General features: G+C 69.8%; 15 protein-coding genes. 1 reads left to right on the top strand and 14 read right to left on the bottom strand.

Annotation, left to right across the window (positions count from 1 at the left end; genetic code table 11):
• Positions 1-129: 129 nt before the first annotated feature.
• Positions 130-963 carry an NAD(P)H-binding protein gene (locus CFP71_RS22075; protein WP_093935841.1) on the bottom strand — a complete coding sequence of 278 codons (834 nt, stop codon included), beginning with the start codon at positions 961-963 and terminating at the stop codon, positions 130-132.
• Between the two features lie 95 nt (positions 964-1,058).
• Between CFP71_RS22075 and CFP71_RS22080 the strand changes: the two genes are divergently transcribed.
• Positions 1,059-1,820 (top strand): TetR/AcrR family transcriptional regulator, encoded by a 762-nt coding sequence (locus tag CFP71_RS22080; RefSeq protein WP_093935843.1) that lies wholly within the window; start codon positions 1,059-1,061, stop codon positions 1,818-1,820.
• A gap of 48 nt (positions 1,821-1,868) precedes the next feature.
• On the opposite strand, the gene CFP71_RS22085 is transcribed toward CFP71_RS22080, so the two are convergent.
• From CFP71_RS22085 to CFP71_RS22145, 13 genes are all read right to left on the bottom strand, one after another.
• A complete protein-coding gene (locus CFP71_RS22085) occupies positions 1,869-2,714 on the bottom strand; it encodes a cell division protein FtsQ/DivIB (RefSeq protein WP_093935844.1) in 846 nt (281 codons plus the stop codon).
• 3 nt (positions 2,715-2,717) lie between these two features.
• Positions 2,718-4,127 (bottom strand): UDP-N-acetylmuramate--L-alanine ligase, encoded by a 1,410-nt coding sequence (gene murC / locus CFP71_RS22090; RefSeq protein WP_093935846.1) that lies wholly within the window; start codon positions 4,125-4,127, stop codon positions 2,718-2,720.
• Positions 4,120-5,247, bottom strand: coding sequence for an undecaprenyldiphospho-muramoylpentapeptide beta-N-acetylglucosaminyltransferase (murG, locus tag CFP71_RS22095; RefSeq protein WP_093935847.1), 1,128 nt, complete (start codon positions 5,245-5,247; stop codon positions 4,120-4,122). The genes murC and murG overlap by 8 nt, the downstream gene beginning before the upstream one ends.
• Positions 5,244-6,722 carry a putative lipid II flippase FtsW gene (gene ftsW, locus CFP71_RS22100; protein WP_093935849.1) on the bottom strand — a complete coding sequence of 493 codons (1,479 nt, stop codon included), beginning with the start codon at positions 6,720-6,722 and terminating at the stop codon, positions 5,244-5,246. The genes murG and ftsW overlap by 4 nt, the downstream gene beginning before the upstream one ends.
• On the bottom strand, positions 6,709-8,112 hold the full coding sequence (murD, locus tag CFP71_RS22105; protein ID WP_093935851.1) for a UDP-N-acetylmuramoyl-L-alanine--D-glutamate ligase: 1,404 nt from the start codon (positions 8,110-8,112) through the stop codon (positions 6,709-6,711). The genes ftsW and murD overlap by 14 nt, the downstream gene beginning before the upstream one ends.
• 3 nt (positions 8,113-8,115) lie before the next feature.
• Complete coding sequence (gene mraY, locus CFP71_RS22110; protein WP_007029326.1) at positions 8,116-9,201, bottom strand: phospho-N-acetylmuramoyl-pentapeptide-transferase; 1,086 nt, start codon at positions 9,199-9,201, stop codon at positions 8,116-8,118.
• Positions 9,198-10,730 (bottom strand): UDP-N-acetylmuramoyl-tripeptide--D-alanyl-D-alanine ligase, encoded by a 1,533-nt coding sequence (locus CFP71_RS22115; protein WP_093935852.1) that lies wholly within the window; start codon positions 10,728-10,730, stop codon positions 9,198-9,200. Before CFP71_RS22115 ends, mraY begins: the two co-directional genes overlap by 4 nt.
• Positions 10,727-12,232, bottom strand: coding sequence for a UDP-N-acetylmuramoyl-L-alanyl-D-glutamate--2,6-diaminopimelate ligase (locus CFP71_RS22120; RefSeq protein ID WP_093935854.1), 1,506 nt, complete (start codon positions 12,230-12,232; stop codon positions 10,727-10,729). The genes CFP71_RS22115 and CFP71_RS22120 overlap by 4 nt, the downstream gene beginning before the upstream one ends.
• A gap of 724 nt (positions 12,233-12,956) precedes the next feature.
• A complete protein-coding gene (locus tag CFP71_RS22125) occupies positions 12,957-14,885 on the bottom strand; it encodes a peptidoglycan D,D-transpeptidase FtsI family protein (protein WP_093935855.1) in 1,929 nt (642 codons plus the stop codon).
• A complete protein-coding gene (gene ftsL / locus CFP71_RS22130; protein WP_093935856.1) occupies positions 14,885-15,592 on the bottom strand; it encodes a cell division protein FtsL in 708 nt (235 codons plus the stop codon). Before ftsL ends, CFP71_RS22125 begins: the two co-directional genes overlap by 1 nt.
• The gene (gene rsmH, locus CFP71_RS22135) at positions 15,589-16,548 is read right to left on the bottom strand and encodes a 16S rRNA (cytosine(1402)-N(4))-methyltransferase RsmH (protein ID WP_093935857.1); all 960 of its coding nucleotides are present in this window, start codon (positions 16,546-16,548) and stop codon (positions 15,589-15,591) included. The genes ftsL and rsmH overlap by 4 nt, the downstream gene beginning before the upstream one ends.
• A gap of 204 nt (positions 16,549-16,752) precedes the next feature.
• Entirely contained in the window at positions 16,753-17,184 is a 432-nt protein-coding gene (mraZ, locus tag CFP71_RS22140; RefSeq protein WP_005156436.1) for a division/cell wall cluster transcriptional repressor MraZ, read from the bottom strand.
• Positions 17,185-17,664: 480 nt separating this feature from the next.
• The gene (locus tag CFP71_RS22145) at positions 17,665-18,147 is read right to left on the bottom strand and encodes a hypothetical protein (RefSeq protein WP_093935858.1); all 483 of its coding nucleotides are present in this window, start codon (positions 18,145-18,147) and stop codon (positions 17,665-17,667) included.
• Between the last annotated feature and the right edge of the window lie 116 nt (positions 18,148-18,263).

An 18,263-nucleotide genomic window follows, 5' to 3' on the forward strand; every position in this document is an offset into this window, starting at 1 on the left:
AACTCGCGTGCTTGAAGCCGTGACTCATGAGTTCCGGCCTCAAGCACGCGAGTTCCGGCCTCAAGCACGCGAGTTCCGGCTTCAAGCACGTGAGTCACGGATCCCGGAGCGGAAGTCGGTGAAGGCCGATCAGCGGAACGCTTCGACGTTCGCCGCGGCCCACTCCGCGTACGTGACCCCGGGCCGCCCGGTGAGTTCCTGGACGACGCCCGTCGGCTTGTCGGGGTTTTCGGTGAAGTACGCGAAGCCGTCGAGCAGCCATTCCGCGATCTCCACCGGGACACCGGCGCCGGCCCACTGCTTGTTCGCCTCCTCCCGGGTGAGTTCCCGGAAGGTCACCTCCTCGCCGAGCGCGGCCGAGATGGCGGCGACCTGTTCGCGCTGGCTGATCGCCGTCGGCCCGCTCAACGTGTGCTTCTTGCCGACGTGCCCTTCGGTCAGGATGACGTGCGCCGCGACGGCGGCGATGTCCCCGAGGTCGATCGGCGTCGTCCGGGCTTCGGCGTAAGCCTCGCGGACAACCCGCTCGGCTTTGATCGACTCCGCCCAGCCGAGGGTGTTGTTCATGAACGCGCCCGGCCGCAGGAACGTCCAGTCGAAGTCCGCCTCCCGGACCGCCTTCTCGATGATCGCGTAGTCCACGCCGCTCGAGTTCTCCACCGGGTCGTCGGCGTTGCTGCCCGACAGCGCCACCACCCGGCGCACTCCCGCCTCCTTGGCCAGCTTCACGAAGTCGTCGACCTTGGCCGCGAGCGGCGCCAGGTACACGGTCTCGATGCCTTTGAGGGCTTCCGGCAGCGTCTCCGGCTTGCCCAGGTAGCCCTTGGCGACCTCCACTTGCCCGGGCAACGCCGCCTTCGCCGGGTTTACGGTCAGCGCCCGCACCGGCGCTCCGGCCTTCACCAGTTCGTCGACGAGCAGCCTGCCGACGCTTCCGGTCGCACCGGTCACCAGGATCGTCACGATTCCCCACTCCTTTTCGTACGTCCTACGGGAATGACTTAACCGTACCCGATACGGGAATGTAGAATCCAGTTTCACGGCCGAGTGGAGTGTGGATGGACGTCGAGCGCAGCCTCGAACTGTTGTGGCGTGACCGGGGCGAGGCCCGTCAGTCGACCAGGGGACGGAAGCCGAAACTGACCCTCGACCAGGTGATCGCCACCGCCGTCACGCTCGCCGACGGCGCGGGCGAGGCGACCGTGTCGATGAGCCGGATCGCGGAGGAGCTCGGGGTCGGCACGATGACGCTGTACACCTACGTCCCCGGCAAGACGGAGCTGCTCGACCTCATGGTGGACGCGGTGCTCGCCGAGCGGGACCTCCCCGGCCCGGGCGATCCCCGGCCGGACGGCTGGCGCGATCAGGTGCGGCTCTACGCCGAACGCACCCTCGCCGCGTTCCGGGCGCATCCGTGGCTGCGCTCGACGTCGATGGTCCGGCCGGTCCTCGGCCCCGGGCTGATGGCGGGCCAGGAATACCTGATCGCGGCCGTTTCGGACATCGGGCTGGCGCCCCGCAAAGCGGCCGCCGCCGCGAACAGCATCGAGATCTACGTCCAGGCGAACGCGACACTGTTCGCCGAGACCGCGCAGGTCGAGCAGCAGACCGGACAGACGACGGACGCCTGGTGGGGACAGCGGTCGGTGTTCTGGGAGAAGTACTTCGACGTGGAGCGGCATCCGGCGATGACGCGGACGTGGGAAAGCGGCGGCTACGACGCGGAGACCTGCGAAGCCGCCGACGAGACCTTCACGTTCGGGCTGGAGCGCATGCTGGACGGCATCGAAGCCCTAGTCGACCCGCGTTTCGTCCTCTAGTTGCGGTAGTTGGCGACACGAACTACCGCATCCAGAGGACGAAACGCGTCAGGAGACGGTGGGCAGATCCGGTGCCGAGACGTCGAAGACCTTGCCCTCGCGGGTGAGCAACGCGGCCAGCACCTTCGCCTTGCGTTCGGTGTCGGCCGAGGTCCCCCACCGCACGGTCTTCCCATCGGCCAGCACGAACTCGACACTGCCGGGCGTCTTCGCCGTCGCGGTGGTGACCTGTTTGAGCAGCTGCTGCGGGATCACACCGAGGACACCGGTCACCGCGCGGGTCACCGGGTCGTCGGCCGACACCGAGGGCAGCTTGAGCTCCGGCAGCCCGGCGGGCCGTTCCTTGACCGTCTTGAACACAACGCCCGCGCCGTCGACGAGGTGCACGCCGTCGCCGCCGGGCCCGCTGTCGAAGAACGCGATCGCGGCGCGTTCGGTCACGGTGATCTCGAGGGTGCTCGGCCAGGACCGGGAGACGTCGACGGTGGCGATGCCGGGCATCTGCGCCACCCGGTCCCGGATCTCGTCGGTGTCCAGGCGCAGCATCGGCTTCTGGTCCGGTATCGCGGCCGTGCCGCGGATCTGGTCCGCGGGAACGGAGCTCGCTCCGACGACGTCGACCTGCTGCACACCCAGCATCGAGCTGAACCACAGCAGGTAGACCAGCGCGGCCGCGGTCAGCACCGAAAGCAGCGCGACCCAGCGCCGCCGCATCTCCTTGTGGCGCGACGGCCGGGCGGTGCGACGGCGGTCGTACACGGACCGCCTGCCGCGCCGCTCCTTCAGCCGTTGAGTCCGTTCGGCCCGCGGAGTCCGCTTGACCCGTTCGGAGCGTTCAGAGCGCGGACGCCGACCGGGTTCGGCCGGGCGGCGGCGTTCCCCGGTCTGTGGCATGCCCTAACCCGCCCGCCGGTCCAGCTCGGCCAGGATCTCCGGGCCGAGCTGCGTGACGTCACCGGCGCCCATGGTCACCAACAGGTCGCCGGGCTTGACCAGATCCGCCGCGAGCTTCGCCGCGACGTCGAACGCGGGCTGGTAGTGCACGGGGACGCCGGAGATCTGGTCGGCGATGAGCGCGCCGCTCACCCCGGGTTCCGGTTTCTCACGGGCCCCGAAGACGTCCAGCACGACGACCTCGTCGGCCAGCGACAGCGCGGCCGCGAACTCCTTCGAGAACGTCTTCGTACGCGAGTACAGGTGCGGCTGGAAGACCACGATGACCCGGCCCTGGCCGGCCGCCGTCCGCACCGCGCGCAGCTGCGCGTCGACCTCGGTCGGGTGGTGCGCGTAGTCGTCGTACACCCGGACGTCGCCCGAGCGGCCCTTGAACTCGAATCGCCGCCGCACCCCGCCGAACGCGGCGAGCCCCTCGGCCAGTCCTTCGACCGGCGCGCCGAGCTCGATGCCTGCCAGCAGCGCGGCGATCGCGTTCAGTGCCATGTGCTCGCCCGGCACCGCGACCCGGAGGACGATTTCCTCGCCCTGCAAGGAGATCCGGACCACGCCACCGTCCGGGGCCGGCACGAAGTCCAGGATCTTGGCGTCGTCCTCGCCGGTGACCGAGCGCCCGTAGCGGCGGACACGGATGCCCTGCGCCGAGGCTTGCGCGCCCAGCTTTTCGGCCCCTTCGTCGTCACCGCAGACGACGAGAAGCCCACCCGGCTCGATCCGGCCGAGGAAGTCGGTGAACACCGAGACGTACGCCTCGGCGGTGCCGTGGTGGTCCAGGTGGTCCGGTTCGACGTTGGTCACCACGGCGACCGACGGCGAGTAGGCCAGGAACGACCCGTCGCTCTCGTCGGCCTCGGCGACGAAGAGCCCGCCCTCGCCGTGGTGCGCGTTCGCGCCCGACTCGTTGAGGTCGCCGCCGATGGCGAACGACGGGTCGAGACGGCACTGCTGCAGCGCGACGGTCAGCATCGACGTCGTCGACGTCTTGCCGTGCGTCCCGGCGATGCAGGCGACGCGGTGGCCCTCCATCAGCCCGGCCAGCGCCTGCGCGCGGTGCAGCACGGTGATCCCGCGTTCCCGCGCGGCCGCCAGTTCCGGGTTGTCGTCCTTGATGGCTGTCGACACGATCACCGAGGACGGGCCTTCGGGGAACGCGTCGAGGTTCTCGGCGCTCTGGCCGACGGCGATCTCGGCGCCCTGGGCACGCAGCGAAAGGAACGCGCGCGACTCCTTGGCGTCGGAACCCGAGACCTGGGCCCCGCGGGCCAGCAGGATGCGGGCGATCCCGCTCATCCCGGCGCCGCCGATCCCGATCAGGTGGGCACGCGTGAGCGTGTCGGGGAGTTGATCAGGCACCTGCGGCCTCCAGCACGATCTTGGCAAGGGTCTCGTCGGCCTCTCGGTGGCCGAGGCCGACCGCGGCCGCGCTCATCTTCGCGATCCGGTCGGCGTCGGACACCAGCGGGATCACCAGTTCCGCGACCTTGGCGGCGGAGAGGTCGGCGTCGGCGACCATCAGCCCGGCACCCGCGTCGACCGCGGGCCGGGCGTTGACCGCCTGTTCGCCGTTGCCGTAGGGCAGCGGGACGAAGACGGCGGGCAGGCCGACGGCGGACACCTCGGCGACAGTCATCGCGCCCGAGCGGCACAGCACCGCGTCGGCGGCGGCGTAGGCCAGGTCCATGCGCTCCAGGTACGGCACCGGGACGTACGCGGGCTTTCCAGGGAACTCCTGGACGACCAGCGTGTTCTTCGGCCCGTGGGCGTGCAGGACGCCGACACCGGCGTCCGCGAACTCCTTGGCCGCGCCGGACACCGCGTTGTTGATCGACACCGCGCCCTGCGAGCCACCGAAGACCAGCAGCGTCGGGGCGTCGGGGTCGAGCCCGAAGTGCTCACGGGCCTCGGCGCGCAGCGCGGCCCGGTCGAGCGCGGTGATGGAGTGGCGCAGCGGGATCCCGACGACCTCGGCCTTCGCCAGCGGCGTCCCCGGGACGGCGACGGCGACGCGGGCGGCGAACCGCGCGCCGACCTTGTTCGCCAGGCCCGGCTTCTCGTTGGCCTCGTGCACCACGATCGGCGTGCGCCCGCGCGCGGCGAGATAAGCCGGGAGCGCGACATAACCGCCGAAGCCGACCACGACGTCCGCGCCGACGCGTTCCAGGATCTCCCGGGTGCGCTTGACCGAGTCGCGGACCTTCAGCGGCATCTTCAGCAGTTCGGGCGTCGGCTTGCGCGGCATCGGGACCGGGGGGATCAGCTCGAGCGGGTAGCCGCGCGCCGGGACGAGCTTGTTCTCCAGCCCGCGCTGGGTCCCCAGCGCGATCACCTTCGCGTCGGGACGCAGGCGCATCACCGCGTCGGCGAGGGCGAGTGCCGGTTCGATGTGCCCTGCGGTACCGCCGCCGGCGACCACGACCACCGGCGCCTTGCCTTCGACTTCGGCTCCGGCGCCACCTCTGACGGGGTTGTTCACCTATGACCTCTCCGGTTTGCGGTACCCCGTTTCGCGGTACCGCGGTTCACCGCGGTTCGCGCGGCCGTCCTTCTGCCGGGCTCCCGTACCGACCGGCGCCGTTCCTGGGCGGGCGAAGGCCTCGCCGTCCTCGGCGCGGGCCTCGCCGCCTTGGTGGCGCCGCCTCGGGCCGCGGCGCCCTTCCGCTTGGCGGGCGGGCGGTACGGCTCGGGCGCGGGAAGCCTCAGCAGGCGTCCGAATTTACCTGGCCCCTGCGAGCGCAGTGCGGCCACCGCCTCCGGTTCGTGCCGGGCGGCGTTGGCGAGGATCCCCATGATGAGCATGGTGATCACCAGCGACGTCCCGCCGTAGGAGATCAGCGGCAGGGTGACCCCGGTGACCGGCAGCAGGCCGACGACGTAGCCGATGTTGATACCGGCCTGCGCGACCAGGAAGACCGTCAGCGTGCCGGCCACGATGCGGATCCACGGGTCGATGTTCCGGGTGGCGATCCGCAGGCCGACGACGGCGACCCCGGCGAACAGCCCCAGCACGACCGCGCAGCCGATGAAGCCGAGTTCTTCGCCGATCAGGGCGAAGATGAAGTCGTTCTGCACGTTGGGCAGGTAGCCCCAGTTGGACTGGCCCTGGCCGAGACCCTTGCCGAACAGACCGCCGTCGGCGAGCGCGAGTTTCGCCTGGTTGGCCTGGAAGCCGTCCGCGCTGGTGTCCGGGTCGCCGGAGACGAACGACAAGACCCGCGCGAGCCGGTACGGCTCGATGATGGCCAGCACCAGCACCCCGACGAGACCACCCGCGAGGATGACGCCGAACAGCCGTTTCGGCGCGCCCGCGAACCACAGCAGGGCCAGCAGCACCACCGCGAGGGTGACCGTGCCGCCGAGGTCGGGCTGCATCATGACCAGCGCGAACATCAGCAGCGCGATCGGCACGACGGGGACGAGCAGATGCCGCCACTGGTTGATGATGTTGTACTTGATCACCAGGATGTGCGCGCCCCAGAAGGCCAGCGCGACCTTGGCCGCCTCGACCGGCTGGAAGGCGAACCCGCCGAGCCGGAACCAGCCCTGCGAGCCGTTGACCGTGGACCCGAGCGGGGTCAGCACCAGCACGAGCAGCCCCAGGCAGACCACGGTCGCCGTCGCCGACAGCCGCCGGACGCGTTCGAGCGGGACCCGCAGCCCGATCCAGAACACCACCGCGCCGATCGCGACGAACATGATGTGCTTGCTGAACTGGGCGTACACGCCGGTGCCGGTCTTCGGGTTGTACGAAGCGACCGACGAGGCGGACAGCACCATCACGATGCCGATCACGGTCAGCACGCCGGTGAGCGCCAGCACCAGGTGGAACGAGGCGAGCGGCCGCGAAAGCCAAGCCGTCAGCGCGGTGCGGAAGGCGACGAACGGGCTTTCCTTGCGCTCACGCCGTTTGCGAGGAGGGGCCTCGCGCTTCTTTTCCTCAACCGCCGTCACTGGTCTCCCCCGCACCGTCGCGCAGGACACGGACCGCACTCGCGAACGCGTCGCCGCGCTCGCCGTAGGAGCGGTACATGTCCAACGACGCCGCGGCGGGGGCCAGCAGCACCACATCTCCAGGTCGCGCCAGGGCGCGGGCCGCCTTCACCGCCGCAGTCATGGTGTCATCGTCACCCGAAGGGAGGCTGTTGACCGGGACATCCGGCGCGTGTCGCGCAACAGCGGCGGCGATCACGGGTGAATCCACGCCGAAGAGGACGACTCCGCGCAGCCTTCCGGCGATCGAGCCGACGAGCTCGTCCACGGAAGCGCCCTTGAGCTGGCCACCGGCGATCCAGACGACGTTCAGATGGGCGCGCAGCGAACCGCTCGCCGCGTGCGGGTTGGTCGCCTTGGAGTCGTTGATGTACCGGACGCCGTCGATCTCGCCGATCTCCTCGGCGCGGTGCGGGGCGGGCCGGTACTCGCGCAGGCCCTTGGCGACGTGTTCGCCGCTGACGCCGTACGCGCGGGCCAGCGCGGCCGCGGCGAGCGCGTTGGAGACGTTGTGCGGACCGGCGGGACGGACGTCGGCCAGCGTGCCGAGTTCGTCGGCGCTGGTCGCCGGTTCGGCGACGAAGGCGCGGTCGACCAGCAGGTCCTCCACGATCCCGAGTTCGCCGGGGCGCGGGGTGTCCATGCCGAAGGCGACGCGGCGGGCGTCGGCGGGCGCGTGCTGGTCGGCAAGCCGGATCGACCACTCTTCGTGCAGGTTGTGCACCACGTTCCGGGAGTGGGTGTGGACCCGGCCCTTCGCGGCCGCGTACTCCTCCATCGAGCCGTGCCAGTCGAGGTGGTCCTCGGCGAGGTTCAGCACCACCGACGCGAGCGGGGCCAGCGTGGACGACCAGTGCAGCTGGAAGCTCGACAGCTCCACCGCGAGCACCTCGTGCCCGGCGCGCACCGCGTCGAGGACCGCGAAGCCGACGTTCCCGCAGGCCACGGCGTCGACCCCGGCGGTGCGCAGGATCGACTCCAGCATCCCGACCGTGGTGGTCTTGCCGTTGGTGCCGGTGATCGCGAGCCACACCGGCGGCTTGTCGCGCAGCTGCCCGACCCGCCACGCCAGCTCGACGTCGCCGATCACCTCGATGCCCGCTTCGGCCGCCGCCACCAGCAGCGGCGACGTCGGCTTCCAGCCGGGGCTGGTCACGACCAGCTCGACACCTTCGGGCGGCTCCGTCAGGCCCGGCACCAGGTCGGCGCCGAGCCCTTCGAGTTCCGCCAGCCGTTCGGCGTTGCCGTCGGTGACGGTGATCCGCGCGCCCAGGTCTGCCAGGACGGGGACGATGGACTTGCCGGTGACCCCGGCTCCGGCGACGAGGACGTGACGCCCGGCGAGCTCCATGTGCTAACCCCCGAAGCTGAGCTGTTCGCTGTAGAACAGGCCCAGGCCGAACATGCAGCAGATGGCCGAGAGCAGCCAGAACCGGATGATGACCGTCGTCTCCGCCCAGCCCGCGAGTTCGAAGTGGTGATGGAACGGCGCCATCCGGAACAGCCGCCGCCTGGTCGTGCGGAACACCGCGATCTGCGCGACCACCGAGATCATCTCGACCATGAACAGACCGCCGATGACGATGGCGAGCAGTTCGGTGCGAGTGGTCATCGACAGACCGGCGACCAGGCCACCGAGGGCCAGCGAACCGGTGTCACCCATGAAGATCTTCGCCGGGGCCGCGTTCCACCAGAGGAACCCGACGCAGGCCCCGGTCGCCGCCGCGGCCACTACGGCCAGGTCCAGCGGGTCACGGACGTCGTAACAGGCCGTCTGCGGGGTGACCGCGCACGAGAGGCGCGTCTGCCAGAAGGCGATGACGACGTAGGTCGCCAGGACCATCGCCGCGGTGCCGCCGGCGAGACCGTCGAGGCCGTCGGTGAAGTTCACCGCGTTCGACCAGCCCGAGATGACGATGTAGCAGAAGATCACGAAGAACACCGACGGGAAGGTGATCAGCGCGAGATCCCGCACGTAGGACAGGCTTTCCGAGGCCGGGGTCAGCCCGCGCTCGTCGGCGAACTGCAGCGCCAGGATCGCGAAGGCGATCGTGACCACCAGCTGGCCGACCAGTTTCGCGGTCTTGTTCAGGCCGAGGTTGCGCTGCTTGCGGATCTTGATGAAGTCGTCGAGGAACCCGACGAGGCCGAGGCCCACGGCCAGGAGCAGGACCAGCAGGCCCGAAGCGGACGGGCCGCCGGTGCCGTTGCCGCCGCTGAGCGCGCTGATCAGATGAGCCACGAAATACCCGACGACCATCGCGACGATGATCGCGACACCACCCATCGTCGGGGTACCGCGTTTGGATTTGTGTCCCTGCGGTCCTTCCTCCCGGATCTCCTGGCCGAAGCCCTGCCGGGAGAAGACCCGGATCAGATAGGGAGTGAGGAGGATGGAGACCAGCAGGCCCGCCGCGGCCGCGATCAGGATGCTGATCACGCGTCACCACCGTTCGAGCGTTCTTGAGAGGGGGAAGGGGCTACTACAGGGGATTCGGCATCGGTTGCGGGAGCGGCGAGCACGGCGTCGGCCACCCGCCACAGAGCGGCGGCCTTGGACGCCTTCACCAGCACCACGTCTCCCGCGCGGAGCTGATCATGCAGCAGGGCGATGGCGGCCTCGACGTCGGGTACCAGTACCGACTCCTCACCCCAGGAACCCTCTTGCTGCGCGCCCTGGTGGGTGGCCGCGGCCGCCTGGCCGATGACCACGAGCTTGTCGATGTTGAGCCGGACGACGAGCCTGCCGATGCCGTCGTGCGCGGCGACCGAGTCGTCGCCGAGGTCGCCCATGACGCCGAGCACGGCCCAGGAACGGCGCGTCGCGCTCATCGACGCGAGCGCCTTGAGAGCGGCCCGCATCGACTCGGGGCTGGCGTTGAACGAGTCGTTGAGCACCGTGACACCGTCGGCGCGGGTGGTGACCTCCATGCGGCGTTCGGAGCGCCGTTCGAGGCTCGACAGACGGGCGGCGACCTCCTCGACCGTCGAACCCATCTCCAGGGCGACGGCGGCGGCGCTGAGCGCGTTGCCGACTTGGTGCTCGCCGTAGAGCGGCAGTTTCACCGGCGCTTCGCCGTCCGGGGTGACCAGGCGGAACGACGCGCGCGCTTCGCCGTCGAGGGTGATGTCCACGGCGCGGACCTGCGCGGACGCGCTCTCACCGACGAACACCACCCGGGCGGTGGTCCGGCTCGCCATCGCCGCGACGTACGGATCGTCGAGGTTCAGGACCGCGACACCGCCGTCTTCGGCGCTCGGCAGGGCCTCGACGAGCTCGCCCTTGCCCTTCGCGATGCCCTCGCGCGAGCCGAACTCGCCGACGTGCGCGGTGCCGACGTTGAGCACGACCCCGATCCGCGGCGGCGCGATGGCCGCCAGCTCGGCGATGTGACCGGGCCCGCGGGCGGACATCTCCAGCACCAGCTGCCGGGTCGAGGAGTCGGATCGCAACGCCGTCCAGGGGTGGCCAAGCTCATTGTTGAACGACCCCGGCGGCGCCACCGTCGGGCCGAGCGGCTCCAGCAGCTGGGCGATGATGTCCTTGGTCGACGTCTTGCCCGCCGAACCGGTGACCCCGACGACGGTCAGGTGGTCTCCGGAAAGCTTCTGGACCACGTGCCGGGCGAGCTTCGCCAGCGCGGCCAGCACCGCGGCGCCCGCCCCGTCCTTGTCCGAGACCAGCGCGAACGCCCGGTCGTGGGCGACACCGGCGTCGAGCGGCGGCACGATGACGGCCGGGGCGTCGACCTCGCGGGCCGCGAGCACGGCGACGGCGCCGGACTCGACCGCCCGCGCGGCGAAGTCGTGGCCGTCGACCTTCGCGCCGGGCAGCGCGATGAACAGGCCGCCGGGCGTGATCTCGCGGGTGTCGAATTCGACGCTCCCGGTGACCTCGGCGGTCCCGTCGGTCCGATGCAGCCTGCCGCCGACGATGGCGGCGATCTCGGCCAGGCTGAGCACGATCACACTGTCTCCAGACGTCTGCGGATGGCGGCGGCCAGCTCTTCCCGGTCGGAGAACGGGTGCACGACACCCTGGATCTCCTGGCCGGTCTCGTGGCCCTTGCCCGCGATGAGCACGATGTCGCCGGGCTGGGCGAGTTCGACCGCGTGGACGATGGCGTCCCGGCGGTCGGCGATCTCGAGGATCTCGCCGCCCAGGGCGGGCCCGGCGTTGCGGGCACCGGCCAGCATGGCCGCCCGGATCGCGGCCGGATCCTCCGACCGCGGGTTGTCGTCGGTCACGATCAGCACCTCGCTGCGCCGGACCGCCGCCTCGCCCATCACCGGGCGCTTGGCGGTGTCACGGTCCCCGCCGCAGCCGAGGACGGTGATGATCCGGCCCTCGGTGCGGGCGCGCAGCGCGTCGAGCCCCTGCGCGACGGCGGCGGGCTTGTGCGCGTAGTCGACCACCGCGGTGAACGGCTGGCCGAGGTAGACCCGCTCCATCCGGCCCGGCACCTCGACCGAGGCGAGCCCGGCGACAATGGCTTCGAGCGGGACACCGGCGGTGTTGAGGATCGCGGCCGCGAGCACGGCGTTCGCCACGTTGAACTCACCCGGCAGCGGGATCTTCGCCGACGCGGCGAGCCCGTCGGGTCCGTGGAGGGTGAAGGTCTGCTCCCCCGCCGGCGTCGGTGTCAGGTCGGTGGCGCGCCACAGCGCGTCCGTGCCCGGCTCGGTGGAGACGGTCACCGTGTGCGGGGTGAGCAGCGCCTGGCCCCAGGCGCTGTCGACGACGACCACCTCGGCGGTGGAGCGGCCGTCGAACAGCAGCGACTTGGCGGCGAAGTACTCCTCCATGTCCTTGTGGAAGTCCAGGTGGTCCTGGGACAGGTTGGTGAAGGCCCCGACCGCGAACCGCGTGCCGTTAACCCGGCCCAGCGACAGCGCGTGGCTGGAGACCTCCATCGGGACGTGCGTGACGCCGCGTTCCACCATCACCGCCAGGAGCGCCTGCAGATCCGGCGCCTCGGGGGTGGTGAACCCGCTGGCCAGCCGCTCGCCCGCGATCCGGGTCTCGACCGTGCCGATCAGCCCGGTGGTGAGCCCGGCGGCCTTGAGCCCGGCGTCGACCAGGTACGAGGTCGTGGTCTTGCCGGACGTCCCGGTGATCCCCAGGACGGACAGCTCCAGCGACGGCTCGCCGTAGATCCAGGCCGCGATCTCGCCGAGAGCGGCCCGTGGGTCCTGGTGGACCAGGATCGGCACGCCGGCGTCACGGAGCACCGGGCGCTCGGCGCCGGCCTCGTCGGTGAGCACGGCGGCCGCGCCGGCGGCGATGGCCTGGTCGCTGAAGTCCGCTCCGTGGGCACGGGCACCGGGAAGCGCGGCGAAGAGGTCACCGGGGAGGACATGCTGCGCGCGCAGCGTGCTGCCCGTGACCGTCAGCTCGGCCGCGGCCGTGTAGTCGTCGTCACCGACCACGAGGCGGGCGCCCGCCCTGGCGAGCAGCGTGCCCAGCGGCATCGGCTCGATCCTGGCCGGACGAGGGGGCGCGGCGACGGCCTTGACCGGGCTGTCCGGGACCTGGGCAGCCGTCGCGCCGGACCCGCTTTCGACGGCGGGACCGCTGCGGGGATCTGAAGTAGGCACCGACACAGCCAAGGAGGTTACCGGCGTGGCATTCGGGTGACTGAAGCGGTGCGGGGTGTGAGCGCGACGATCATGCCCGTGGTAATGGGTTTCGTGAGCTCTCCTTGGCACGCAAGGGCTTTCGACTGTCGCTTGAGGACTTCGGGGCCGAGCGGGCCCGGATTTTTCGCCGCTGCGTGGCGCGGGGAACCGTTCACACACAGCGACGACGCCGCTCTACGGCGCCGTGCCGGACATGGATGACGCGAAAGCCACTTTCGCAACGTTGAAGGTTGCGAAAGTGGCTTTCGCAACGCGGGGCCGGGCCGCTCAGCCCGGGTGACCGAAGCCGGATCTCGCGTGCTTAAAGCCGGGACTCGCGTGTTCGGAGCCGGATCTCGCGTGCTTGAAGCCGGATCTCACGTGTTCGGAGCCGGATCTCGCGTGCTTAAAGCCGGGACTCGCGTGTTCGGAGCCGGATCTCGCGTGCTTAAAGCCGGATCTCACGTGTTTCGGGCCGGATGAGGGAGTTCCGCCTTCAAGCACGCGAGTTCCGGCTTTGATCACGCGAGTTCCGTCTTCGAGCACGCGAGTCACGTGTCCGATCACGCGTGTCACGTCAGGAAAGCACCAGAGGTACCTGAGGTGTGGGTCCGTCCGAGAGCGGGATCTGGAACCGCTGCGCCAGATAGGCGGCCACCGAGTGGAACAGCGGCGCGGACGAGCCCCCGCCCGGAAGCGACGTGTCCGGCGCGTCGAGCCGGATGCCGACCACGAAACGCGGGTTGTCGGCGGGCAGGATCCCGGCGAAGGTGATGTTGTACAGCTGGTTGCTGTACTTCTTCGTCTGCGGGTCGACCTGCTGACCGGTGCCCGTCTTGCCCGAGATCTGGTACCCCTCCAGCGCCGCCTTCGGCCCGGTGCCGCTCTGCTGCCCGCGGCCGCTCTGCGTCACCGCGCGCATCATCTCGCGGACGGTCTTCGCCGCCTGCGGGCTGATGACCTGCACGGTCTTCGGCGCCGGTTCGGGGACGACGGTCCCGTCCGGGTTGACCTTCGCCTTGACGACCCGCGGTTCCACGCGCAGCCCGTCGTTCGCGATGGCCTGGTACATCCCGGCCATCTGCACGACGGTCATCGAGAGGCCCTGTCCGATCGGCAGGTTCCCGAAAGTCGTGGCGTACCACTGGTTCCGGGGCGGTACGACGCCCGGGCTCTCGCCGGGGAGGCCGAGCCCGGTGCGCTGGCCGAGACCGAACTTCTTGAGCAGGTCCGCGTACTTGTCCTCACCGAGCTTCTGCGCCAGCAGCAGGGTCCCGACGTTCGACGACTTCGCGAAGATGCCGGTGGTGGTGAACTGCTGCGTGCCGTGGTGCCAGGCGTCCTTGACGATCTTGTCCGCGACCTGCAACGAACCCGGGACCGCCTGTGACGACTCCGGCGTGGTGATGCCCGCGTCGATCGCGCCCGCGGCGGTGACGATCTTGTTCACCGAACCGGGTTCGAACGGCGTGGTCACCGCGCGGTTGTTGAGGTTCTCCGTCTCGCTGCGCGAAGCCGGGTCGTTGAGGTTGACCGTCTTGTCGTTGGCCAGGGCGTAGACCTCGCCGGTCTTCGAGTCCATGATGACGGCCTGGCCGCCCTTGGCCTTCGATTTGACGACGTACTCGCTCAGCTGCCGCTGCAATTCGTACTGGAGATCGGTGTCGATCGTCAGCTGCAGGTCCGAACCCGGGACGGCGTTCTGGATGTCCCGTTCGGTACCGGGGATGACGAGGTTGTCGTTGCCGTTCCGGGTGTTGACGATCTTGCGGCCCGGCGTTCCGGCGAGGTCGTTGTCCCGCGACGCTTCGAGCCCGTAGCCACCGTGCAGGTTGTGCTTGGAGAGGTCCTTGTCGTCGGTACGCCAGTTCGCGTAGCCGATGATGTTCGCGCCCACCGAGTCGCCGGGGTACTCCCGCTTGGAGCGCTTCTCGACGCTGATCCACGGGAATTGCTTGACGATCGACTCGGCGACCGAGGGCTCGATGTCGTGGACCAGGTAGGTGAACGCGTCCGGCTTGTGGAACTTGTCCAGCAGTTCCTTTTCGGTGATCACACCGGGCAGCTTGGCCGAGATCACCTTCGCCGCGGCCGCCACGTCGGCCTCGAAGGTATTGCCCTTGGTCGGGTTCTTCGCGGCGAAGTCGTCCCTGGTCTTGTGAAGCCAGTTCAGGCTCACCGCGAGGGTCCGCACCTCGATGCTGAACGCGATCTTCGTCCCGTTGCGGTCCATGATGGACCCGCGCTGCGCGGGACTTTCGATCACCGACGTCCGCTGCCGTTCCGCTGCCTCGGACAGCGCGCCGGCCTCGAACCACTGCACCTGCACCAGTTTGAGACCGGCGAGCACCATCACGACGATCAACAGGATCCGGACGCCGGTGAACCGGCTCCGGTTCCCCCCGTTGCCCCGCCGGGCGGTGGCGCGACGGGTCCCGGCGGCATAGGTCCGCCGAGCGCTGCCCGCCGACCGGGACCGGGCCTGTGCCGGACGGCCGGGTGACATCACTGACCTCCCTGCGCCGGGGGTGGCGAATTCTCCTGCGGGACCGCGGGCTGGTCACCTTCGATCGGCGCGCCCTGCTGGGTGCCTTCGGCGGGCGGCACCGTCGCGGCCTGGGTCGGAGGCGCCTCGCCGGTGGCCTTCTTCGGCTCACCGACCACAGTGGACTGTCCTTCCGGGCCGACCACGATGTGCGCGGGGTCGCCGCCGGGCACCATGCCGAGCTCCCTGGCCTTGGGCGCCAGGGAGGCGGGCGACTCGGCCTTCGCGACCTCGCGTTGCAGCCGTTCCTTCGACTCGGCGAGCCCGGCGTTGGTCGTGCGGAGCTGTTCGAGCCGGTACGAGTCGGCGATGGCCTGCGTGGTCAGCCACAGCGTGCACGCCACGCCGACGGCCAGCATGCCCATCATCATCAGCACGAACGACGCGCGCGAGCGCGGCCAGCGCAGCTTGAGCTTCTTCTTCGGCTCTTCCTTGCCCGTGCCGCCTTCGGCATCGGGACGGTTGCGTTGCTGGTCTCGCTGCAGCAGGTCGGCGCGCTGGGCACGGCGCGCGTAGGCGCGTTCCGCCGCCGACGTCCGACCACGGGAGGCGCGGGTGGACTTCGTGGTCTCGGTGGTGTCCGGCGTTTCCTCGACCGTGCTGGTCGCGCGGGCACGCCGTCCGGGCGCCGGTGTCCGGCGGCCGCGGGACTTCGCGGGAGCGGTCATCGTGCTCGGTCTCCGATCCGTTCGGCGGCTCGCAGCCGCACGGAGGCGGCCCGTGTGTTCTGTTCGGTCTCCGCCTCGCCGGCCTTCTCGGCCCCTCTGGTGAGCAGTTTCAGTTCCGGGCCGTGACCCGGCAGTTCGACCGGAAGCCCTTCCGGGGTCCGGGATTTCGCCAGTTCCGCGAAGGCCTGCTTGACCAGCCTGTCCTCGAGGGACTGATAGGACTCGACGACGATGCGGCCGCCGACGGCGAGCGAGGACAGCGCCCGCGGCATCGCCCGCCGCAGCACCTCCAGTTCGCCGTTGACCTCGATCCGCAGCGCCTGGAAGGTGCGTTTCGCCGGATGCCCGCCGGTGCGCCTGCTGGCCGCGGGGACCGCGTCGTACAGCAGTTCCACCAGCCGCCCGCTGCGTGTGAAGGGTTCCTTCTCTCGTTCCGCCACAACGGCTTTGACGATCCGCTGGGCGAATCGTTCCTCGCCGTAGTCACGCAGGATCCGGATCAGCTCGCCCGGCGTGTAGGTGTTGAGCACGTCGGCGGCGGTGATCCCGGTGGTCGGGTCCATCCGCATGTCGAGCGGGGAATCCTTGGAGTAGGCGAAACCACGCTCGGCGCGGTCCAGCTGCATCGAGGAGACACCGAGGTCGAACAGGATCCCGTCCACTCTGGACAGTCCAAGGCCCTGGAGCGCGGACGGCATCTCGTCGTAGACGGCGTGCACGAAGTCGACGCGATCACCGTGCGGCGCAAGGCGTTTCGCGGAGAGTTCCAGCGCGTTGGGGTCACGGTCGAGCGCGACCAGGCGCAACGAGGGGAACGCGGTGAGCAGCGCGTCGGAATGACCGCCGAGTCCGACGGTCGCGTCGACCAGCACGGCCTCGCGGTCGGAGAAGACCGGCGAGAACAGCTCGACGATGCGGTCGAGCAGCACCGGGACGTGCTCGTGTTCGTCTGCCATGTCTTCCCCCCTTTCCTGTAGTGCCGGGGAAGATGCCGGATGCCGTCAGGTCCCTGTCCGCCCGCCTGCTGACCTGGTACCGGGGAAGGTGTACCAGGGCCACTGAGCGGACAGAGGCCTCACGGCATCCGTGTGGGCGGTTCCCGGCGTGCCCGAAGCGTGAACCCGCGCCCCCCGACGGCGTGGGTGCTTCCTCGGCCACGTCTAGAAGACGCCCGGCAGAACTTCCTCTCGAGCCTTCGCGTAGCTGTCCTCGTGTTCGTCCAGGTAGCCCTGCCACGCTTGGGCGTCCCAGATCTCCAGCCTGGTGATCGCCCCGATCACCACGCACTCCTTGTTCAACCCGGCATAGCGTCGGAGCTCGGACGCGATCGCGATACGTCCTTGCCCGTCCGGGCGTTGTTCGTCCGTCCCGGCGAAGAGATAACGCTGATAGGCCCGGACCGCCTCGTTCGTGAACGGGGCGTCGGCGACCTTCCTCGCCATCTGCTCGAACTCGGCCCGGGGAAAGACGAAGAGACAGTGATCCTGTCCCTTGGTGACCATCAGCCCACCGGCGAGCGCGTCGCGGAACTTCGCGGGCAGCGTGAGCCGCCCCTTGTCATCCAGTTTCGGGGTGTGGGTGCCGAGGAACACCGGCTCCACCTCCCTACCGATCCTGGCTGCGAACAACCAAGGTCGGCCACGGGGCTCCCTTCTGCCCCACTGCGCACCACCGTACCCCACTTTTCACCACAGTCAACGCGGCAAAAGCCGCCACCACTCCGTCGTGTCAGACGTTTCCGCTGGTCAGCCAAGTGGGGCCAGGTGGGGGTGTGGTGGGGGACGGTGGCCAAGATCCCCCTCTGCGGGTATCGAAGCAACCTCACCCATGCCTGATGCGTCCGGATATCGGCAGCCGGAACCCTGCCAGGGGGCGGAGTGGGGGTGAAAGTGGGGAATCCGGTGGGGAGCGGTGGGGGCATTGTGGAGCGTCGCCCGCGACGGATTCCGTACCAGAAGGGACTTCCCAGCGAGCCTCGTGAGTGGTAATGGCGGTTCTGACCGTCCTCTTCACTCACGAGCCCGGCGTCGTCGGTTCATCCCAGGAATCCCCGGCCGTCCTAATCGGACACCTCAGCGCTCGCGCTTGCGGCGTCCGTTCATCCCGGACGTGGCGCGACGGCTGACGCCGCGCCAGTCCTTGGGCTTCTCCTTCGGTTCCGGCAGGAGCCGGTCGAGACGACCACCCACCCAGAACCCGGCGAGCCAACCAGGGATCACGCTCACGAAGACGAGAAGGATCCACCAGCCGTCGGCGACCGGCCACGAGGGCCGGTCGACCGGAACCACGGAAGATCCGCCCTGCGAACTGTTCTTCTTCCGGTACTTGAACTCTTCGACAGCCACGCTGCCGCTCAGAGCGGAGACCGAGGTGACGATCGTGCTGGAGACCTGTTCTTCACCAGGGGAAACGTTGTCCCACCGGACTTCCGCCTCGCACGAGTACGTCATCCAGGTGTGGACCGCGCTCCTCCCGCACTGCCCGACCTGCGCGGTACCGGTCCTGACGAGCGTTCCCCACGGCTCGAAACCGACCACCCACTGCAAAGAGAACATCAGCCACAGTGTGAGAAGGACGCCGAGTGCGCCCATCACGCCCGGAGGCCACCACCGCGCGCGGCGGGCCCTGTCACCTTGTCCGGTCATCAGTCATCGTCGTCGAGCGAGCCGCT

Source organism: Amycolatopsis thailandensis (genome assembly GCF_002234405.1).
Classification (GTDB): Bacteria; Actinomycetota; Actinomycetes; order Mycobacteriales; family Pseudonocardiaceae; genus Amycolatopsis; species Amycolatopsis thailandensis.

Coding starts and splice junctions, on each gene's coding strand:
- CFP71_RS22080 (WP_093935843.1), top strand. CDS start 1,059: ATGGACGTCGAGCGCAGCCTCGAACTGTTGTGGCGTGACCGGGGCGAG.
- CFP71_RS22085 (WP_093935844.1), bottom strand. CDS start 2,714: ATGCCACAGACCGGGGAACGCCGCCGCCCGGCCGAACCCGGTCGGCGT.
- murD (WP_093935851.1), bottom strand. CDS start 8,112: ATGGAGCTCGCCGGGCGTCACGTCCTCGTCGCCGGAGCCGGGGTCACC.
- CFP71_RS22120 (WP_093935854.1), bottom strand. CDS start 12,232: ATGCCGCTGGGCACGCTGCTCGCCAGGGCGGGCGCCCGCCTCGTGGTC.
- CFP71_RS22125 (WP_093935855.1), bottom strand. CDS start 14,885: ATGTCACCCGGCCGTCCGGCACAGGCCCGGTCCCGGTCGGCGGGCAGC.
- ftsL (WP_093935856.1), bottom strand. CDS start 15,592: ATGACCGCTCCCGCGAAGTCCCGCGGCCGCCGGACACCGGCGCCCGGA.
- rsmH (WP_093935857.1), bottom strand. CDS start 16,548: ATGGCAGACGAACACGAGCACGTCCCGGTGCTGCTCGACCGCATCGTC.
- CFP71_RS22145 (WP_093935858.1), bottom strand. CDS start 18,147: ATGTTCTCTTTGCAGTGGGTGGTCGGTTTCGAGCCGTGGGGAACGCTC.